The following is a 21,593-nucleotide window of genomic DNA, read 5'->3' as shown; positions in this document are numbered from 1 at the left end:
ATGAAAAAGGTATTGATGGTATTAATCAGTTTAGTGATGGTGGTGTCGCTGGCAGCATGCAGCAATGCGAGTGCGACATCTTCCAGTAGTGGCGATTCAGGGACTAAAGTCATTACAGATGGTTTGGGGCGTCAAGTTGAAGTCCCCACTAAAATAGACAGCGTGGGATCGCTGGGCGTGATGCGCCTGCTGACTTACATGCAGGCAACGGATTTGGTAACTGGTGCGACAGATATGGATAATGTCCAGGAATTAACCCGGCCCTACACGCTGGTAAATCCCAATTTTGCAAAGCTGGTTCAAATCGGCCAAGGCGGCGCGGGTGGTATCGTTCCGTTTGAGGAAGAAATTACCAAGCTGGCACCGGACGTTATTTTTGTTGTTTCCGACTATGCTCAGGCCGATGAGTTGCAGGCCAAAACAGGTATTCCGGTCGTTGCCATTGCCAATCCTGGTTTATTTGACGGAAAAATGGCTGCTTCTATTGATATCATCGGTCAGGTCCTGGGAAAGGAAGACCGGGCCAAAGAGATCAATACCTATATGGACAATGCTCAAAAAGATCTGAATGACCGAACCAAGGATATTGCTGCGGCAAACAAACCGACGGTCTATAATGGCGCTCTGAATTTCAAAGGCAAACATGGATTCGATGGTACCAGTGCAAATTACGGACCATTTGTTGCCATTAATGCCAACAATGTTGCGGATCAGACGGGTCAAAAGGGTGCTTTCATTGTCGACTTGGAGCAGGTTCTGGCGTGGAATCCCAGCATTATTTTTCTGAATCCGGAAAATATGGATCTGGTTAATCAGCAGTATGCCGAGAAGCCGGACTTCTTCACTTCACTGGATGCGGTTAAGAATAACAAGGTTTATTCCCAGTTAGCCTATAACAACAATTATACGAATATCGAAATTGCTCTGGCCGATGCTTATTATTCCGGAACCGTGATTTATCCGGATAAATTCAGTGATATTGATCCCGGTAAGAAAGCCGATGAAATTTTCAAATTCTTGTTGGGTCAGGAGCTTTATTCAAAATATGTGGCAGCGGGCCAGAGCTTTGGTCCCCTGACCATCGGTAAATAGCGCTAATGAACACAATAAAAACGACAACGGTTGGTGAAAACTATAACCAGTACGTGGGACGGAAATATCTGATCATTCTGGCGCTGGCAGTGATGACATTTTTGATGGCCTTGTATGCTATTTCGGCCGGCTCAGCCGATATTCCCGTAACCGACGTCATGAAGGCTCTGTTGGGATTGGGGGCCCCTAAGAATGTGCTGGTTACCGTCAACATCAGGCTGCCTAGAATTCTAATGGCGATTACATCCGGTGTTGGTTTAGCCGCCGCCGGCTGTGTGATGCAGAGTATTCTGAAAAACCCTCTGGCTTCGGCCTCTACGCTGGGTATCTCCCAGGGGGCCTCATTTGGGGCAGCCATCGCCATCATTTATTTTGGCGGGGGAACCGTCATGGGGAACAATGCCGATGCGGTAACCATCAACAACCCCTATGTTACCAGCATCTGTGCCTTTATCGCATCGATGTTTGTCACTTTTGTGATCCTGGGCTTGTCTAAGGCACGAAAAGCATCGCCGGAAACCATGATCCTGGCCGGTGTCGCCTTGAGCTCTTTTTTTGCCGGTGGCACGGCCTTGCTGCAGTACTTTTCGTCCGATGTCCAGATGGCGGCCATTGTTTTCTGGACCTTTGGCGACCTGGGGAGAGCCAGCATCAGCAACATCAGCATCGCTGCCGTCGTAACCCTGGCAGCACTGATTTACTTCATGTTCAACCGCTGGAACTACAACGCCCTGGAATGTGGTGAGCATACGGCAACCGGGCTTGGCGTCAATGTTTCCCGGGTCCGTTTAGCGGGGATGACGATCGCGTCGCTCAGTGCGGCCACGATTGTTTCTTTTGTCGGAATCATCAATTTCATTGGTCTGATTGCCCCCCATATCATGCGGCGTTTTGTCGGCAATGATTATCGCTTTTTATTGCCCGCCTCTGCTTTAATGGGGGCGCTGCTGTTGCTGGTCAGTGATACTTTTGCGAGATTGATTATTTCACCGGTTATCCTTCCGATCGGGGCCATTACCTCTTTCCTGGGGGCCCCATTATTCTTGTATTTAATATTTAAAGGAGTTGGTCATCATGCTGAAAGTTGATGCGTTGGAATTTGGTTATCATTCCACCCGAAAAATTCTTGATACGATAAAATTTGATGTTTCAAACGGCGAGTGTGTCGCGGTTCTGGGCAATAACGGGGCGGGAAAAAGCACCATGCTGAAATGTCTGAATAAGATCATTGCACCACAACATGGAAAAGTGCTGATCAATGATGCTGATGTCCTCAAAATGAAACGTCTGGAGATCGCGAAAAACACTGCCTATGTGGCCCAAAAAAGCGAGGGTAGCCGCATCACTGCTTATGATGCCATTCTATTGGGAAGAAAACCCTATATCAAACTGTCACCGACCCATGAAGATTATCAGATCGTCGACCGAATTATCAGTAGTCTGAACTTGCAGGATATGTCCTTGCGACTGATCGATGAATTGAGCGGCGGTGAATTACAAAAAGTAATGATCGCAAGGGCACTTGCGCAACAACCGAAGGTGCTGCTGTTGGATGAACCAACCAGTTGTCTGGATCTGAAAAATCAGTTGGAGGTATTAAAACTGGTTCAAACCATCACCAAAGAAAACAACATTGCCGTCGTCATCGTTATTCACGATTTGAATCTGGCCATCCGCTATTGCGATCGATTTTTATTTCTAAAGGATAATTCAATCTATTGTTATGGTGGCATTGACGTGATGACCTCGGAAAACATTGAAGCCGTTTATCAGGTGCCCGTTATCGTGGAAAGTTATCATGAGCAAAGGGTGGTTATTCCGTTAAGTTAAAAAGGATGTTACAATGAAATCAACTTGCTGCGACTTAAAAAGTTTGATTAAGTTCTTTTCTAAAAAATGTTTATAAAACGAGAAAGGTGAAAAAATGAGAGAAGAAGTATTAAAGCTGCGCGATCCGGCATATTGGGAAACCATTTGGGAGAACTCAAAAGCCATCGGCGACCAGCCGGTAAGCGATGGACTCGTTCACGGCGTGGCATTGTGGGAAAAACGGGCGGACAAATTCACGTCCAGAGTTACCGGGGAACGCGGTAAAAAAAGAACCGATGAAGTGCTTGACTGGCTGGAAAATCAGGGAGTCACGCTTGCAGGCCTGAAGATTCTTGATATCGGCGCCGGCCCGGGGGCTTTTTCCTTCGCTTTTGCAGCAAAAAATGCGGTGGTAACGGCACTGGAACCGACAACCGCCATGTCATCATTTATCAAAGAACAGATTCAGCACGACGGAAAAACCAGCGTGACGGTGGTACAAGAATCCTGGGAAGATGTGGATATCGAAGAGAAGGGCTGGACAGCGGCCTTTGATCTGGTTTTCATTTCCATGTGCCCCGGAGTTAACAACGCATCGCTTTTTAGAAAAGCCATGGCCTGTGCCAAAAAATATGTGTACTTCAGCGGGTGGGCCGGCAGACGAGAGGGCGAAGCGTTTGGCGAACTCTGGAAAGAGCTGTACGGCGAAGAAAAACCGCTGGGGAGAAGCGATATCATCTATAATCTGAACTGGCTTTATAGCCAGGGCTACAATCTGGTTTTTGAATCAAAACAGGTTACCCAACCGGAAGAACTGAGTATTGCGGATGCGGTTGGAGAATTCATCACGCAGCTGAATTTCTACGGCAAAGATACCACGGATTTGCAGCAAAAAGTTGCGGCTTTTGTCAGCGCCCGATCGGAAAATGGAATTCTAAAAACAAATGCAAAATCCCGGCGGGGGAAAATTCTGGTCAAGCTTTAGGCCGGCGCAAGCTGAAGGAAAGAAGCGAGCAGCCGGTACTGGCAGCTCTATCAGGCCCCGTTTGAGTAAGAAGTTGCAAATAGTAATTGACATATGTTCGATAAGGTTTATAATGAAATTATATGCAAACTTATGTCTCACATAAGTAAGGACGCCCTTGAAATGCCAGGCAGAGACCGGATCGATTATCTGTCTGCTAGCAGCATGGTTAGGGTTAAAAAAACGGATGCGGAGGAGAAATGAATGAGCAAAGTAAAAGGCAATATGAAGACGTGTTTGAATCCGGTGGCAAAGGTGCTGGTATCCTGTCGGGGATTAAATGGCGAAAACAATGCGCTGGCGGTGGGTTATTGCGGCAACTGCAGCTATGATCCACCGATGGTGATGGTGGGGATTGTACCGTCCCGGTATTCCTATCATCTGATTAAAGAATCGGGTTGTTTTGTGGTTAATCTGGTTGATAAAAACTATCAAGAAACCTTCAATTATCTCGGCAGCCACAGCAAACGCGACGGTGACAAGCTGGCAGTGATGAAGGTCAATCTGGCAGAGGCAAAATATGTCAATGCACCGATTTTGTCCGATTGTCCGGTTAATATTGAATGCACCATCGTGGATTCCATCGTCACCGGATCCCATGAAATGTTTGTCGGGAAAATCGAGTACGTCCATGCGGATTCAAAAATGGTCAGTGATAAAGGAAACATCGATTTTTCGCAGATTAATTTCTTGTAGAAAAATTGTGACTTTGTCACGGTTTTTTGATGGTCAAGGGTTATCATAAAGATATAAAAAAATAATGAATAAGGAGAGCAAAGAAATGAGTGCAGTAACAATCACAAAAGACAATTTTGAACTGGAAGTAACCCAGTCGGACAAACCGGTATTGCTGGATTTTTGGGCACCCTGGTGCGGTCCATGTAAGACGGTTTCTCCGATTATTGATGAAATTGCGGATGAGGTATTTACTCTGAAAGTTGGAAAAATCAACGTCGATGAACAGCCGGAACTGGCCGCTGAATATAAAGTCATGAGTATTCCCACTTTATTGGTGATCAAGGGCGGCATGCTGGTGAGAAAATCGGTCGGAGCCAAATCCAAAGCAGAAATTTTAGATATGGTGGCGGAATAGTCTGAAAAAATGCAGCCGAGAAACCCGCGGCATTTTTTTCAGAGTGACCGTCAATAACAATGATGAAACAGCGTCAAAATTTAGAGAAAAGAGATGGAGGGTGAATATGGAAGAGAACAAGAGTCAGTTGGTAAATGATTATGCCATCGAAAATTTTAAAAGCGGTTTAAATTGTGCCGAAAGCGTTTATGATGCGTTGCTGCGTGCCGGGGTTCTGGATGTGCCAAAGGAAACGATCGCGATGTGTACCGGTTTTGGCGGCGGCATCGGACTTTGTGGTGAAACCTGTGGGGCTCTGTCAGCCGCAGTTATGGCAAACAGTGCGGTTTATGGCAGAAAGGATCCCTGGAGCATTGATGCTGACGTGCGGGGACCGGAAGTCGGTCAAAAATATTACCGACGTTATAATAATCTGGTCAAAGAATTTGGCGAAGCCAATGGCTGCACAACCTGTCGCGCCATCTGTGCGCCGTTTGAAGATTGGAATAGCAAAGAGCGACGCGTGCACTGCATGAAAATGGTGGGGACAACGGCCCAATTAGCTTACAAATACCTGCAAATCCCGCAAAATGACGCTTTTGAGATGCCATATGGGGAAAAAATGAGTGACAACACAAAGAAGTGAGTACAATACCAAATCATTGTTGAATCGTTGCCGAATCAGGGCTTAGCGGAAAGATAAAACTTCATGGATCGTTTTGCCTACAGTTTGCATCGTCCGATATTTTTTTATCAGTCCGGAAAACGGTGAGCTGTTATGGTGGAGTGATCTCGGCTTAATGCTTGCGGGCATTCTTTTGCTGATACATCTTCTGATCGATGACCCGGTAAAATGAATCGGCCTGATTTCCCAGCGCCAGCGCATAGATGGCATAGCCCATGCTGACGCTGAGCAGGTAAGGCTTGTTTTCATGCCGGCTGAAAACCGAGAGCTGGTTGTCGATTCGCGCGAGGGTTGCTTCAATCGTCTTGGGATCATCACTGTCAAGGACAATGCAAAATTCATCGCCGCCGTAGCGCGCCACCAGATCGTGTCGGCCCACACAATCACGCAGAACACGAACCGTGTTGATCAGCGCGACATCACCTTCGAAGTGGCCGTAGTGATCATTGATGGATTTGAAGTCGTCAAGATCAAGCAGAACGGCAGAGAATGTTTTGTTTTGCGTTGAGACGTCGATCTGATGCTGCAGGTAGTTGTCAAGCGCCTGTCGGTTGAACGCTCCGGTCAGATAATCCTTATCCATGTTTTGGCTCTGGATGTTTGCAAACAGCATCTGTGCGGCAAAGGTAATGCCGAGCAGCGAAAATGGAAGTCCGAATATCATAAACTGCAGGGCCCATCCAATCAGCGGCGCAACCAGAAACAGCACCAGCGATCGGTAATAAGGGGCTTCGATTTTTTGCTTTTGACTGATCAGGAAACCTTCCACAATCACCATCATGACAGAAAGCAGAGTCATGGGGATGAAAAAGAGGGGACCGCGATGATAACCGTGCATCCTGTCAAAGTAGAAGATCTGCCCGGAAAAAACATTGTAAACGGTTATCACCATGCATAGCAGGGTGATGGCCCAAAGAACATGATTGAGCGTTCGGCTCAGTTTGGGATCAAGACCGGAAATCTGGGTGCAGATGTAGCGGTAAAAAATGGGAATCAGCGCCGTATTGAGAACAATTTCCAGATAGTTCCCGGCTACGGCAAATGGGAAGAACCAGTCCGGTCCAGTATTGAAGCTGCTCATTATATCCGCGACAAAGGAAAACAAGGCGATGACCAGCATCAGCAAAAAATAGTGCTCATTGGCGTTTTGCACATGGGGCCGGTCTTTTTCCAGGACGATGAGAAAACCCAGTTGAAGCATGCAATAGAGGCAGAGGCAGAGATAGGCGGCAGAAAACATACAAATTTCTCCATTCGGATAAAGTATCAGACGGTTGTAGCGATGATTGCTGATCGCCCCTGACGAGACGATCGTGAAACGAGCCTTCCGGCATCGTTCGGCTGTGATGATGCGCAGCAGCAACGCTTTTGCGGACAACGCGATGATAACCTGATAGGCTCAGGACATCACTATATTATAATATCTTTAGCCGAGAATGTCAAAAATCAGGGATTGAAGAAACGCTTAGCTTAAAAAAATAATCAGATTTCTGATAGGCTTTGTTCATAATTAATGATACAATCGTTATCATAACAATGAAATCAACAAAATCGCAAAAAAAACGATATGATTTGGATTGTGTGTTAACAAAAAAAGAACTGGAGGGTATTTACTTGGGAACACTTTTTAATCAACAGGAAAGAAGCAAAACTGCATTTGGTATGGCTGATTCCATCTGCGCGGAGGCAAAACGTCTGATGCAGGATCATGGTGTCAGTGAGGCAGCGGCGATGAAGGCACTGGAACTATCCATCACCATTCATGATTATGATACGAAGGATGAACAATTGGCCGGATTCGGAGAAATTGCCCGCGATCTTGTTGGGGCCCTGAATAATTTATATGAAAGTTTAAATCAATAGTTTACTATATAAAAGCGCATCCTCACGGGTGTGCTTTTTAGTTTGCGTTAGCAAGCAGCAATAACGAAAATGTAATTTAATAAAATCACATATTTGTTGTTGCAAAATGATTTTGATTCTGTTATGATTTCATCATAGCGTTAAAAGAAATTTCAGAAAGGCATGAAAGCTGATGGGTAAACTAAACGAGATGGTCGATTTTGTCAGTGGCACACCGCAATTCAGGATTACCGAGAGCCGGGCCGAGCAGGCACCGAGCTATCGCTTATATACTCAGACGGATTTATTGGATGACCTGGTTGGCATCCCGAGCGAAGCGGCTGATAATAAATGCATTTGCACCAGGGATCAGGTCAATACGCTCGGCCCCGGTGATGTGGTGTTCAGTTTGATCGCGGGAACTGCGGCGGTGGTCAGAGAAGCGCATCAAGGCTATCTCTACACCCAAAACTACGTCAAGCTGATTCCCGGCGAAAAGATCGATCATCAATTTCTGGTTTATTTGCTTAACGAAAACAGCGCCATCAAAAAACAATTGCTGCTCGGTCTGCAAGGGTCGCAGGTCTTAAAATATTCGCTAAAGCAAATAAAAGATCTCGCAATCCCGACCTTGCCCCCTGTTGAAAAACAAAAAATAATGGGCGAAATATATTTTAAACAATTGCGAGTGCAAGCCTTAAAAAACCGGGCCGCCAAGCAGGAAACGATGATGCGTTTATACCAACTGGAGGAGGCAACGAAGCATGACTGAGAATCAATTTGAAACAAAATTAATCGAGTATATCACCAGCGGGACGATCACGAATCCTGACAAAAGCGGTGCCACCGGGGCGACCGGGGTGGGCGAAAAGCCGGCCCATTATGTGGTGAAAACGAAGTTGTGGAAATATGAACCCACTATCAGAAGCACCGCTGCCCTGTGGGATAATTTCAAAAAAATCCTTGAGCAGCATAATCAGAACACCCTCGAACACCCGCTCAGTGCGGTGGAGTTTGGCCAGGTCAAGAAAATTATCGCTGATCTTCACACCCCCTATCAAGCCGGTCAATTTTTATACGGACTGAACGGGGTTTCCCAAATCGAGATTGATCTGGATGATGGCCGTCATGCCTTTTTGACGGTTTTTGACCAAAAGCACATTGGCGCCGGCGATACGGTCTATCAGGTGGTCAATCAGATCGAACGGCCAGCCGTGATCACCGGCAAGCAAAAGCGGCGTTTTGATACCACCCTGCTGATCAATGGGCTGCCGATCATTCAAATTGAAGAAAAATGCGATACCCATGATGTCAATGAGGCCTTAAACCAGATGCATCAATATGCCGATGAAAACCAGTATCGCGATATCTTCTCCACCTTACAGATTTTAGTGGCGATTACCCCCAACAATGTCAAGTACATGGCCAATACCACAGCCGACAAGTTTAATAAGGATTTTGCCTTTAACTGGCAACGCAAAGAAGATAATACCATTGTCCGTAACTGGAAAGAGTTCGCCGATGCGATGCTGAGCATTCCGATGGCCCATCAGATGGCGACGAATTACATGATTTTGGATGGCACCGAGAATAAGCAGATGCTCAAAGTGATGCGCCCTTATCAGGTCTATGCCACCCAAAAGGTGATTGACGGCATCAAGCAGATTGATTTTGATGCGGGCAATAAAAAAGTGGGATACATCTGGCATACCACCGGTTCCGGTAAAACCATCACCAGTTTCAAGACGGCCTGGCTGGCCAGCCGGATGCCGAAGGTTGATAAGGTTGTCTTTGTGGTCGACCGGATTGCGCTGACCAAACAGACCGACGAGAATTATCAGGCCTATGACCCGGATGGCGATGTCGGTGATGCCACCCGAACAGGAACGGTTCAGGGCACCGAGAACACTACCGATCTCAGCCGCAAATTAAAAAGCAAAAACAATCAGATCATTGTCACCTCGGTTCAAAAACTGGGGACTCTGGTTAATCGCAAGAACTTCAAGGCGCCCGATAAAAACATCGTCTTTATCGTTGACGAGGCTCACCGCAGCACTGCGGGCGAACAATTTGCGACGATTCAAAAGGCCTTCAAGCGATCCGCCTGGGTCGGCTATACCGGGACACCGATGTTTGATGAAACCACGACCGGCCTGCGATCCGAGGATATTTTCGGGCCGCTGCTGCATGCCTACACGATCCGGGAAGCGATTGCCGATCGCAACGTGCTGGGCTTTAAAGTCGATTTTGAAACGACCATCAATGAAGCGCAAATGAAGTCAGAATATTTACCGGCCTTTTTTCAAAGTCGTTATCCCCAGTGGACCGATGCCCAGATTCAGACTAAAATTGACAATCTCATCGAAGAAGACATTGATGACACCATTGAACCCAGCTTTTATGACGAGAATCCCGAGCACATTCGTTTAGTGGTGGCTGATATTTTTAAAAACTGGCGCAACCGTTCCAATGAAGGCAAATACAACGCCATCTTCACCACCCATGTCGGCGGCGGCAAAGCCAGCACCCCGATGGCGATGCTCTATTTCCATGAGTTCCAGCGGGTCAATCTAACAAACAAGGAAAACGGCAAACAAACCCTCAAAGTCGCCGTGACCTTCAGCCAGAACACGACCAACAATGAGTCCCAACTGACCACTAACCAGGGCTTATGCGAAGCGATAACGGCTTACAATCAGGAATTTGGCACCAGCTTCGGGATGGATGATGTGGCCGGTTATACCCAGGATGTCACCAGTCGCTTAAAACGCACCGCCACCGATCAGAACTTTCTCGATCTGGTGATTGTCGTGGATCAGTTGTTGACGGGCTTTGATGCCCCGGAGTTAAATACCCTCTATGTCGACCGGACCTTAAGAGGAGCCGCCTTGATTCAAGCCTATTCGCGCACCAATCGCATCGCCGATATGCAGGAAAAACCCTGGGGGCGGATTGTCAATTATCGCTGGCCGGCCCAGAACGAACAACTGATGAATAAAGCCCTGGCCATTTATGCCAATAAGGATTCGGCCAATCTGTCCGAAGATGAACGTAAAAAAACCATCGAAGACGACGGGATCATCGCGAAGCCGTTTGAAACGGTGTTTACCGAAGTCAAAGATGTGGTCGGTCAATTAAAAGAGCTGACCGACGCTTTTCAGGCAGTCCCGCCCAGCGAAAAGAAAAAAGAACAAATGCTGGAACTGTTAAGACAGTATAATGTTGGCATGACCAAGCTGAAACAATATAATCCGGAAACCGTCGACGGTGAAAAAAGCGGCTTTAATTATGATGCGCCAGATGATTTAATTGAAGCGCTGGGGATGACACCCGCCGAAGAAACGATGCTGACCACGGTGTTAAGCAATGAGTTGCGACAGCAGCTCGCAAAAAATAAAAAAGTGCCCTTCTATCAGATTGAACTGCGGATGACCCATGTCAAGGATGTGAAGATCGACTATGATTATCTGACCGAACTGTTAGAAAAATTACTCAACCAGATCCATGACAAAGAGCATCAGGCGGCGGTCGACACCAAAGCAAAAATCGATCAGTTTGCCAATGGTCTCGATGACCGAAATTATGCCAGCAAGATTAAAAATGCCGCCAAAACAATTTTTAACGGCCATTACACTGTTGATACCTACCCGGCCCGATTAAGTGAGAGTGACCCCGTCATTCAGGCCGCCAATGCGGTCAGTCTCGATCGGCATTTTCAGGATTTTAGAATTAAATGGGGCATCATTGACGTCATTACCAGCGCCCAGATGCGGGAGCTGTTCAGCCGTCACCGCTACGGCCAGCAGGATCTCGATGATAACGGTCAGATTCGGGACATCATTGCCAAAGCCAGCGGCGATTATCAGACCCTGGCCCACGATCAAAAAGTCCAGGCTTTATCCAAGATCAAGTATCGCAATGGCTTGCGGGAAGCCCTGTATGAGTTGGCCGATGAGTTGACAGAAGGTTAGGAAAAGGGGAGCGGTGGTTGGTGCAAAAAATGCACAGACCACTCAACTCGGTGTGCATGGAAAAAAGTCCGTAAAAGGACTTTTAAGGCGGGCGAACGGGATAAAAAAGGGTGAAGTAGCAGCCCGGAACTCGTGTCATTTGCATTGTGGTTTTGACCGGTCGAAACTAAATCGCCCGGTCAAAACCGGTCGAAAGGCGATTGCCCAAGGCTTAAAACGGATAAGCGATTGTATCATGAATAAAACCATATTCTGGAGGTGAGCTGTTATGAATGATAAAAATAAAATTCAATTGTTTGAAAATAAAAAAATCCGTACTGTATGGGATGAAATAGAAGAAATTTGGTATCTTTCGATAGTAGATGTTATCGCAGTATTAACAGATAGTAAAAATCCTCAAACTTATTGGCGTGTGATGAAAAAACGTTTAAAAGATGAAGGAAATGAAAGCGTTACAAATTGTAACGCTTTGAAAATGAAAGCGGCAGACGGAAAAATGCGAATGACAGATGTTGCTGATACTGAACAACTTTTGCGTATTATCCAATCAATTCCGTCACCTAAAGCAGAGCCATTTAAAATGTGGTTAGCTCGTGTGGGTAGTGAAAGGATCGACGAAACCATCGATCCTGAACTTACGATCGAAAGGGCATTGGAGACATATCTTAAAAAGGGATATTCACGTGAATGGATAAACCAAAGGTTGCAGGCAATCCAAGTAAGAAAAGAACTAACTGATGAATGGGATAATAGAGGCGTAAAACAAGGAATTGAATATGCGATACTCACGGATGAAATAACAACAGCGTGGGCAGGATTAAATACAAAACAATACAAAAATCTTAAAGGGCTTACTAAGCAGAATTTAAGGGATAATATGTCTACATTGGAACTTGTTCTAAATATGTTAGCAGAAGCCACAACAACAGAGCTATCAAAAACTGTTGAACCTAAAAATTTTAATGAAAATAAAGAAGTAGCAATAAAAGGTGGAAGTATCGCAGGGAATACCCGCAAAGAAATTGAAAACACGACAGGTAAGCCTGTTATTACAGAAAAGAATGCTGTTGATTTTACTAAAATCATTGCAGATATTATTTCCGCTGAGGCGAATAAGGACAAGAATGATGAATGAAAAAAAGAAGATGGTGCCGGGGTTACGGTTTCCGGGGTTTAGTGGGGAGTGGGAAGAGCGGAAACTGGGGGAAGTATACACCCAGAGGAATGAACGAGGTTTTGATTCGTTACAGATCCTTTCCGTCTCTATTCACAATGGTGTTTCAAATGAAGAATTAGACAGTGACACTTTAGGAAAAAAAGTGCGTAGGAGCGAGGATAAGGCTCTTTATAAACATGTATATGTTGGAGATCTTGTTCTTAACATGATGCGTGCATGGCAAGGGGCGATTGGAGTCGTACAGACTGAAGGTATGGTAAGTCCTGCATATATTACTGCGATTCCCAGTACACAGCTTTATCCTCCATTTATGGATTATTGCTTACGCCGAGATGAAACGGTTGGTCAGATTGATAATCTCTCTTATGGGGTCACGGACTTCAGGAAAAGATTATATTGGGATTCGTTTATTGACGTTTTGTGCTGCATACCTTCTGTACATGAACAAGAGAGAATTACTGCCTTTTTCAAACAACTCGATCACCTGATCACCCTCCACCAGCGACAGATTACCCATTTGCAAACCCGGAAAAAAGGGCTGCTGCAAAAAATGTTCCCCAAAGATGGCGAGCTATTTCCGGAGTTGCGCTTCCCGGGATTTACGGATGCCTGGGAAATGCGGAAGTTGGGGGAAGTCGTGCAGATTACAATGGGTCAATCACCAAATTCTGAAAATTATACACATAATCCTGATGATCACATACTTGTTCAAGGCAATGCTGATATGAGAAATGGTCAAGTCTTTCCTCGTGTTTGGACTACTCAGGTGACGAAAAAAGCGGAAAAAGGCGACTTGATTTTGAGTGTTCGAGCTCCGGTAGGAGATATCGGGAAGACTGACTATGACGTTGTTTTAGGTCGTGGAGTTGCAGCGCTAAAAGGTAATGAATTTATTTACCAATCACTTGGAAAAATGAAACAAAATGGTTATTGGAACAAATTGAGTACAGGTTCAACTTTTGAAGCTATTAACTCAAATGATATTAGAGATGCACTTTTTATGATGCCTAAAATTGAAGAACAATTCCAAATCGGCGCTTTCTTCAAACAACTCGACGATTCAATCACCCTCCACCAACGCAAACTGGATCACCTCCAGGACCGCAAAAAAGCATTGCTGCAACAAATGTTTGTTTAAAACATCGGCATTAGCCAAATGTACAACAACGAACAATCATTGCTTTGGGTTCAGTTTTCACAAACAGTTTTGTAACGTGTAGGCGAACAGTCCTTAGACTGTCCGCCGTACAGTGTAAAAATTGTTTCGTGCAAAACTGAGCCCAAAGCTCACGGTACTGTCGCAATGAGCAACTATACTTCAAAACGAAAGGATCATACCATGTCAAACAATAATTTACAATCGATCACCAGCAAACTCTGGGCCATGGCCAACGAGCTGCGGGGCAATATGGACGCCGGCGAATTTAAAAACTATATCCTGGCTTTCATGTTCTACCGTTATTTATCGGAACACCAGGAAGACTATCTGAGCTCCAATCACGTCATTGATGTCGCTGCCGGGCAAACCGTTAACGAAGCCTTTAAAGAACAGGCCAGTGGCGAGGATCTGGCCGAATACCTCGATGACATCTCGGCCAGCCTGGGCTATGCCATCGCTCCGGACGACACCTGGGTCTCCCTGACTGAAAAAATTGCCAATAGTCAGGTGATCCCCAGCGATTATCAGACGATATTTGACAACTTCAACCGCAATGCCGAGTTGAATAAAGAAGCCGCCCAGGATTTTTCCGGCGTCTTCAATGATATCAATCTCGGCGATTCCCGGCTGGGGGCATCCACCACGGCCCGGGCCAAATCGCTGAACAATATTGTCAAGCTGGTTGATGCGATTGACTATCATGGCGCCGACGGCAAAGATGTGCTGGGCGAAATCTACGAATACCTGATCGGGCAATTTGCCGCCTCGGCCGGGAAAAAGGGTGGCGAATTCTACACCCCCCATCAGGTCAGTCAGATCCTGGCCAAGCTGGTAACGGCCGGCGTGACGGTATCCGACACGGCTTTTACCCTCTACGATCCGACCATGGGCTCCGGTTCATTGCTGTTGACCGTTCGGGCCGAATTACCCGGCGGCGATCACACCGGGGCAATTAAATTCTACGGCCAGGAATTAAACACCACCACCTACAACCTCGCCCGGATGAATCTGATGATGCATGGGGTTTCCTTCAACAACATGACCCTGCACAATGCCGACACCTTAGAAAGTGACTGGCCGGATGGCCCGGATGCCAAAGGGATTGATCAGCCCCGGAGCTTTGATGCGGTGGTCGCCAATCCGCCCTACTCGGCCAAATGGGACAATGCCGAAAGCAAATTGAAAGATCCCCGCTTTGGCGAATACGGCAAACTGGCCCCGGCCTCCAAAGCTGATTTTGCCTTTATCCTGCACAGTCTTTACCACCTCAACAATACCGGCACGATGGCGATTGTCCTGCCCCACGGGGTATTGTTCCGCGGCGCAGCCGAGGGAAAAATCCGCCAGACTCTGATTGAAAAGAATGTTCTCGATACGGTGATTGGTCTGCCGGCTAATTTGTTCTACGGCACCAGCATCCCGACGACGATTCTGGTCTTAAAGAAAAACCGCCAAACCAGAGATATTCTCTTCATTGATGCCAGCAATGATTTTGAAAAAGCTAAAAATCAGAATATCCTGACTGACGACAATATTGACAAAATCATCGAAACCTTCAAAGCCCGTCAGGATGTTGAGAAATATGCCCATCTGGCCACGCTTGAAGAAATTCGGGCCAATGATTTTAACCTGAATATTCCCCGCTACGTCGATACCTTCGAAGAGGAAGCCCCGATTGACCTGGATGAAGTGAATCGGCTGCTGGCCCAGGATAATGACGAGATTGCGGCACTGGAAAAAGAAATCAATGAGCAGCTTAAGCTTTTAGGGGTGGACGTTTAGGGCGGTCAATTTAGGTCGATGGTGCGGTCAACCGGTCTGGATGATATGACGAACGAAACGTCCCCGCATCATTCCGCATCATTTCTTGAAAGCAAAAACAAAAATTCAACAAATACTTAGAGGGTAAATCCAATGTCTAACAAAAAACGGACCAATGCAGCAGCAAGGGTTGCTGTAACCCCGGGTCTGACGGAAAGCATTGCGAGCATTGCAAACAAAGGAGAAAACGATGAGCAGATTCGCCGTAATTGACACGGAGACCACTTGGGATGATGCGGTTATGTCCGTTGGGATAGTCATAGCCGATTCTGTGACCTTCGAGTTGGTTGATAAACGATATTATATCCTTACGCCTTTCAAGGATCACGGCGGTATGTACACATATGCCCTATATGCCAACGGCATCAAACCAGACCTTGAGTGTTCACGGGAAAAGGTAATGACCGAATTGCGGCATTTTCTTTCAGATCATGATGCCACGGCTATGTTTGCATACAACGCCGTGTTTGATTACCGTCATCTGCCAGAATTAAGACATCTTGTCTGGTATGATATTATGAAGGTGGCGGCGTATCGACAACATAATTCCCGCATCCCTGATTGTGCCGAATGCTACGGCACCGGCAGATTGAAGCGAGGCTACGGCGTGGAGAGCATCTACCGGATGTTAAGCGCGGAGCTGGAATACTGCGAGTTGCACAACGCTCTAACTGACGCGATGGACGAGTTGACGATTATGAAGTTGCTTGACCACGAAATGGGTAAATACGCCTTGGCGAGGATATAAGTAAGAACAGCTTAAACATCGGAACGAATTACCGATATTATAAAAACATGGGTAAATAAAACAAAATAACCATCCTGATTTTATCAAAAAATATATGGGGAGATGCAGATGATTAAACCTTTGACAGTAACAGAATTAAAAAAAGAATTAAACAAGCTTGATCAGAAACAGCTTGCTGATATGATTGCCGATCTGTACAAAAAAGATGAAAAAGTGAAAGACATCTTGTGCGTGCGATTGATGGGAGAAGCCTATAAAAACGCGTTGCTAGAAAAATACAAAACTAAAATGCACGATCTTTTCTTTCCCCGTTTTAACCTAACAATGCCGGCTTTGAAATCAGCCAAGGCATTGATTACGGAGATCAAAAAGATCGGCGATGATGAGATGAGTCTCGAATTGATGCTCTACTATGTCGAGTGTGGAAATGAGTTTACAAATGCCTATGGTGATATTGATGATCCATTTTACAGCAGTCTGACAGGTATGTATGCACAATTTGTAAAGCAGTTGAATATCAAAGGGACGGAATCGACCTATTTAAAATACCAGGAAAGAATCAATGATTTAGTCGCAAGTTCCGCTCATATCGGCTGGGGATATGGTGATTATCTATTGGAGAAGTCGTTCGAAATTGAATGGTTTGGGGAAGAGTAAGCGGTCAACCTGTCTGGATGATATGACGAACGAAACGTCCCCGCATCATTTTTAACATATCTAATAATTGGGAGGATTTTTTATGACAATTGATGGGACATTAAAACTTTTAACAGAATCTACAAGCCTTATCAGCGTGGCCGATAACCAGAGGAGGTCTAATTAAATGGGCAGTCAATTAACCCTCAAAAACATAAACGAACTGTGTGTTGGAGAGAACGGAGTACTATATGATTTTTACATTCCCTCGTATCAACGAGGATATAGATGGGCTGATCAAGTCACTAAATTGTTAAATGATTTACTTGAGTTTTATAATAGTTCTCCATCCAAAGACGCAATCTATTGCTTACAGCCGATAATTGTCAAGTGCCGTGATTCAGTAAAGAAGAGCTATGAGATAATTGATGGGCAGCAACGGCTGACAACAATTTGGTTGATTTTAGAATATTTATTTCGTGATGATTATTCACGATTTTCTCTGTCATATGAGCGGGGGGAAGCTAACAGTATTGATAAGCACCATATAGATTTGGCAAAAGAGAGTATAAAGGAGTGGTTTATACAACAGCAGAAAAACAACCCAAGCGTTCGTATGACCTCAGAAATCGAACGCATTTTGACAACCTATGTAACATTGATTTGGTATGAATTATCTCCTGAAATAGCTCCAGAAGAATGTCGTAGAATTTTTCGAAATATTAATGCTGGTAAAATCCCGCTTACTGTATCAGAAATAACTAAGGCTATGCTCCTCAACGAAAAACTATATGGAAATGCTAAAGGGGAGCAGTTATATCGTGCTAGCGTTTGGGATGAAATGGCACACACTCTTGAAAATAAAGCCTTTTGGGAATTTATATCTGAGGATAAGATTTTTGTTCCAACTCGTGCTGATTACATACTCTCACTTGAATGGTGTACAAAAAACAAGACAAACAAACTACCTGAACATACCGGTGAAATATTCAATTATTTTGAAGGCTTGCTAATAGGGGATATAGATAGTTCAAAAATAAATGCTGAGAACACGTTTGCTGTGCTTCGGGAGTATTTTAGAATATTTCAAGATTGGTATGTTGATCCTGAATATTGTAACTATATAGGCTATCTTGTGAGATATAAAGCTCGTGGATTAGAGAAACTCATCGAAATCATTAATCTCTATAAGAAAATATCTCACTCTGAATTTTTGGCGTGGTTAAAGAATGAGATAAAAAGGACAGTTTCATCATTTAACATTGAAGAACTCTCTTTTACGGAATCCAAAGAAAAGCAGCAGATGCAGGATGTTTTAGTCCTGTTTTCAATCGTTACAGCAAATAAGCTAGGAAAGCGATTTGATTTTAAACCAAGCGGCGGGTGGAGCTTGGAACACATTTTCGCTCAAAGAAGCGAAATCATAAAACCTAATGAGCGCATTTTATGGCTTCAAAAATATCTAGATTCAAATGTAATCGAGGCGGCACGAAGACAAACGGATGATGTAGATTATAGAGATAAGCTAAATTCATTGGAAGATGAAATAAAGGCATATATAACAGAAAACAAAGTAGTCGAGGATACTTTTAAATTACTATTTAGTAAAATTGGTGATTTAATTGAGCATTATAATATCTCGAACATTCATAGCATTTCAAACCTCGCGCTACTTGGAAAAGATGATAATAGCAGTCTAAGTAACGCACCTTTTTATGAAAAGCGTGGCAAGATAATTTCCATGTCGCGACTTGGGAAAAATAGCATTCCGCAATCAACCGTGAATGTATTTCAAAAAGTGTATTCATCATCTAATAATAGTTCGGTATATCGAGGTAACTTAGATATTTGGTCAAAGCAAGACAGTGAAGCGTATTTTAAAAGTATTGAATTCGAGTTAAATGAATTTTGGGGAGCGGGTGAGAACAATGAATAGGAATATTGGTCAGCTTTTATCTTTTGTCCAGTTACTTCAACTCGATGAAATGGATAATATCAGCATTCCTGTAATCCAGCGAGATTATGCACAAGGTCGCATAGATACCCAAGCTACAGAAATAAGAAATGATTTTGTGCTAAGCCTAAGAAATGCGTTGGAAATGAATGAACCATTGACACTTGATTGTATCTATGGCTCTATAAGTGAACGCAATTTTATTCCTACTGATGGTCAACAGAGGTTAACAACTCTATTTTTATTGCATTATTATGTTTCAGTTGCAGCCGGAAAATTAGATTCTGCTCTTTTAAGTAAGTTTACTTATATGGTCAGAGATTCTGCAAAAGAATTCTGTGAATCCTTGGCTACCCATAGCATAGATTTGTCAACAAAAAATCCGTCTTTGAGCATAAAGAATGCCTTGTGGTATCATGGCGGAGTGTTTGAAAACGACCCGACTATCAACGGAATGCTAAATATGCTGGATGAAATCCACGTAAAATTTGGCACAGAAAGCGCTCTTGAATATCATGAAAGATTATTTAAAGATGAGTCGCCTGTTAAATTTTGGTGGCTTCCTATAGATAACTTTGGTTTTGCTGATGATTTGTTCATAAAAATGAACGCGCGTGGAAAGTCGCTAACTCGTTTTGAGGTGTTCAAAGCAGAGTTTGAAACGGCTATTACAGAATCAGGTAATGCGGATCAAGTTCATGAATGGAAGGAAAAGATAGACAACGATTGGCTAGAGCTATTTTGGCAGTATTTTGGAGTTGACGCTCCCAATAATGCCGAGAACGGATTATTTAGGTATATTCTTTTCATAGGCGAAACATTCCACTCATGGCAAAAAAAATCTGTGTTTGTATCAAAAAGCATTTCGGAGGATAATGATAGACTTCAATATAGGAATACTATCACGGTATTTCAAACTCCAAATTATTTCGAATTTTTGTGTGCATCTCTTGATGGTTTAGGAAAACTAATCAACTCTAGTGAGTTTACTAATTGTAAAGAGTTTTTTAAAGCGTTAGTAACAGGTAACAACTTAGAATTTTGGAAATATGCAAAACTTTTTTCGGTCATTAGTTTTAATGTGAAGTTTGGAGCAATGGGCAATTTTGTGCCGTTTATGAGAGTGCTGGACAACCTAATCGCATATCAAAGAGAGATTAACAAGCGCGATATGATTTTTAATACCGCAATCGATGGGGTATCATATCAATCGTTCACTAATGGGATTGAAAATCTACTTTTACACATGAACACTTGTGGAGGGGATGTTCCTAAAGCACTCCAAACAGTACAAAGTATATCAGGTGTTTCTGGACTTTCAAATGAAAAAATTAAGGCAATATATATATCGAAACATGGTGCTTCTGAAATTCTGAAGTTAGAGCAAATACCTGAAATGTGTGGTCTTATACATAATTTTATAGAATCTGATAAAATCATGATTACCGCTGATAAACTAGTTCAAGTTGTGATGAATAAAAGAGTTTTCATGCAACTTCTTCAAAGTTATTCTCCAGATGAAATGCTTTTACTGCGTGTTGGCTATTTGTGGCCAATGGTATTTGGTGAGGAGAATAGTAAGACTTACAGAAAACACCGCATGTGGTTTAATAAGAGTGAAAATGGTGATTTCATGTTTACTGCCGCACCAGGTGATACAAAGAAATGGCAAGCGCCATTAAAGGCTTTAATAGCTGATCTTTCTACAATGCCTTTTGAAGACATTGTAGCTGAAATGGAAGAACTATTACATAAGAGAATTAATTCAGTTAAATTTACTGAGTGGTTCGATTATATTGTGAAGTATCCAGAATTTTTCGTTTCGGATGAATATTGTTGTTGTATGATTCCTGAGTACTACGGTGGAACGGGCTACTTGTGTTTGGTGACGGATAAAAACTGGAATTCTCCATATAATCCTTTCTGCAAAGCACTTGCAAACAAATTGGGTGTGCCATATAAAGTCTCAGGGGATGTTAAAAATATTCTTCATTTGCCAAATAATATAACAGCTGAAATAACAAATGACGGTGGATGGAGTATTAATAGCGAAGACATATCTGAAGTTTTGCCGTGTAGTGCGGGGCAGGATTGCATTATGCTGGCAGTTGATTATTTAACTACTAAAATCGTTTGAGCAATTATGGAATGTTAACATGCCTATTAGCATTACGTAGACCTGTGGTTAAGGCTAAAAGAATCATTCTTATAGGTACGGCAGAACTTAACAAGGTAGATCCTAAACAGACCACTTCCACCTAAAATAGTGGATGTATTTCCTTTAGCGAGTAAAATATAAAAAAACGGTGTAGACGTGTTTCCTTGTACGAGAAAATTCGAAAATACGCGTAAGACATTTAAACAGGTGCTTTTAGCACTAAGTATATGAGAAAACATCCATATTGAACACTCGAGATATAGTTTTAATATTAAAAAAAAGCATATATAGTTGACGTATTCCCGAGAACGAGCAAATTGGTCTTCTGTCAAGATTTAGTACAAATTAAAATGAGAAGTTTATCCTCATCTTAACCAGCTAATTGCAAATCCGATTTGTTCATTTTTGCAAATAGTTTTTCAAAATCATCGGGCGACATAAAATC

The 21,593-nt window shown here is 43.8% G+C and carries 18 protein-coding genes; 17 read left to right on the top strand and 1 reads right to left on the bottom strand.

The genetic code is table 11. The features are described 5' to 3' along the window. From GH808_RS13395 to GH808_RS13365, 7 genes are all read left to right on the top strand, one after another. A complete protein-coding gene (locus GH808_RS13395) occupies positions 1-1,092 on the top strand; it encodes an ABC transporter substrate-binding protein (protein WP_186843301.1) in 1,092 nt (363 codons plus the stop codon). A 5-nt stretch (positions 1,093-1,097) separates the two neighbouring features. Further along, on the top strand, positions 1,098-2,180 hold the full coding sequence (locus GH808_RS13390) for a FecCD family ABC transporter permease (protein ID WP_186843300.1): 1,083 nt from the start codon (positions 1,098-1,100) through the stop codon (positions 2,178-2,180). Next, the gene (locus GH808_RS13385) at positions 2,167-2,922 is read left to right on the top strand and encodes an ABC transporter ATP-binding protein (RefSeq protein WP_186843299.1); all 756 of its coding nucleotides are present in this window, start codon (positions 2,167-2,169) and stop codon (positions 2,920-2,922) included. Before GH808_RS13390 ends, GH808_RS13385 begins: the two co-directional genes overlap by 14 nt. Positions 2,923-3,016: 94 nt before the next feature. Next, complete coding sequence (locus GH808_RS13380) at positions 3,017-3,886, top strand: class I SAM-dependent methyltransferase (protein ID WP_186843298.1); 870 nt, start codon at positions 3,017-3,019, stop codon at positions 3,884-3,886. 243 nt (positions 3,887-4,129) lie between these two features. Next, on the top strand, positions 4,130-4,621 hold the full coding sequence (locus GH808_RS13375; protein ID WP_186843297.1) for a flavin reductase family protein: 492 nt from the start codon (positions 4,130-4,132) through the stop codon (positions 4,619-4,621). Between the two features lie 85 nt (positions 4,622-4,706). Beyond that, entirely contained in the window at positions 4,707-5,018 is a 312-nt protein-coding gene (gene trxA / locus GH808_RS13370; RefSeq protein ID WP_186843296.1) for a thioredoxin, read from the top strand. A 106-nt stretch (positions 5,019-5,124) separates the two neighbouring features. Further along, positions 5,125-5,643: a C-GCAxxG-C-C family protein gene (locus GH808_RS13365; RefSeq protein WP_207722336.1), complete on the top strand. Its 519-nt coding sequence runs from the start codon at positions 5,125-5,127 to the stop codon at positions 5,641-5,643. Between the two features lie 151 nt (positions 5,644-5,794). On the opposite strand, the gene GH808_RS13360 is transcribed toward GH808_RS13365, so the two are convergent. Beyond that, positions 5,795-7,060: a GGDEF domain-containing protein gene (locus GH808_RS13360; protein ID WP_186843294.1), complete on the bottom strand. Its 1,266-nt coding sequence runs from the start codon at positions 7,058-7,060 to the stop codon at positions 5,795-5,797. A 236-nt stretch (positions 7,061-7,296) separates the two neighbouring features. Here GH808_RS13360 and GH808_RS13355 point away from each other — a divergent pair, with 236 nt between their 5' ends. The 10 genes from GH808_RS13355 (at position 7,297) to GH808_RS13310 (ending at position 21,127) form a co-directional block, all read left to right on the top strand. Next, on the top strand, positions 7,297-7,545 hold the full coding sequence (locus GH808_RS13355) for a hypothetical protein (RefSeq protein WP_186843293.1): 249 nt from the start codon (positions 7,297-7,299) through the stop codon (positions 7,543-7,545). Positions 7,546-7,717: 172 nt separating this feature from the next. Continuing rightward, positions 7,718-8,296, top strand: coding sequence for a restriction endonuclease subunit S (locus GH808_RS13350; RefSeq protein ID WP_186843292.1), 579 nt, complete (start codon positions 7,718-7,720; stop codon positions 8,294-8,296). Further along, positions 8,289-11,495, top strand: coding sequence for a type I restriction endonuclease subunit R (locus GH808_RS13345; protein ID WP_186843291.1), 3,207 nt, complete (start codon positions 8,289-8,291; stop codon positions 11,493-11,495). The genes GH808_RS13350 and GH808_RS13345 overlap by 8 nt, the downstream gene beginning before the upstream one ends. Positions 11,496-11,763: 268 nt before the next feature. Next, positions 11,764-12,630, top strand: coding sequence for a BRO-N domain-containing protein (locus tag GH808_RS13340; protein WP_186843290.1), 867 nt, complete (start codon positions 11,764-11,766; stop codon positions 12,628-12,630). After that, positions 12,620-13,810, top strand: coding sequence for a restriction endonuclease subunit S (locus GH808_RS15460; RefSeq protein ID WP_186843289.1), 1,191 nt, complete (start codon positions 12,620-12,622; stop codon positions 13,808-13,810). Before GH808_RS13340 ends, GH808_RS15460 begins: the two co-directional genes overlap by 11 nt. A 201-nt stretch (positions 13,811-14,011) precedes the next feature. Next, positions 14,012-15,613, top strand: coding sequence for a type I restriction-modification system subunit M (locus GH808_RS13330; protein WP_186843288.1), 1,602 nt, complete (start codon positions 14,012-14,014; stop codon positions 15,611-15,613). A 229-nt stretch (positions 15,614-15,842) separates the two neighbouring features. Next, on the top strand, positions 15,843-16,400 hold the full coding sequence (locus GH808_RS13325) for a 3'-5' exonuclease family protein (protein ID WP_186843287.1): 558 nt from the start codon (positions 15,843-15,845) through the stop codon (positions 16,398-16,400). Positions 16,401-16,508: 108 nt separating this feature from the next. Next, positions 16,509-17,057, top strand: a complete 549-nt coding sequence (locus GH808_RS13320) for a DUF6155 family protein (protein ID WP_186843286.1) — start codon at positions 16,509-16,511, stop codon at positions 17,055-17,057. A gap of 166 nt (positions 17,058-17,223) precedes the next feature. Next, positions 17,224-18,972 (top strand): DUF262 domain-containing protein, encoded by a 1,749-nt coding sequence (locus GH808_RS13315; RefSeq protein ID WP_186843285.1) that lies wholly within the window; start codon positions 17,224-17,226, stop codon positions 18,970-18,972. After that, positions 18,965-21,127, top strand: a complete 2,163-nt coding sequence (locus GH808_RS13310; protein WP_186843284.1) for a DUF262 domain-containing protein — start codon at positions 18,965-18,967, stop codon at positions 21,125-21,127. The genes GH808_RS13315 and GH808_RS13310 overlap by 8 nt, the downstream gene beginning before the upstream one ends. Positions 21,128-21,593 lie beyond the last annotated feature (466 nt).

The sequence above is a fragment of the Acetobacterium fimetarium genome (assembly GCF_014284475.1).
Classification (GTDB): domain Bacteria; phylum Bacillota; class Clostridia; order Eubacteriales; family Eubacteriaceae; genus Acetobacterium; species Acetobacterium fimetarium.
Note: the sequence above shows the minus strand (reverse complement) of the source record. Positions and strands in the feature narration are given on the sequence as shown.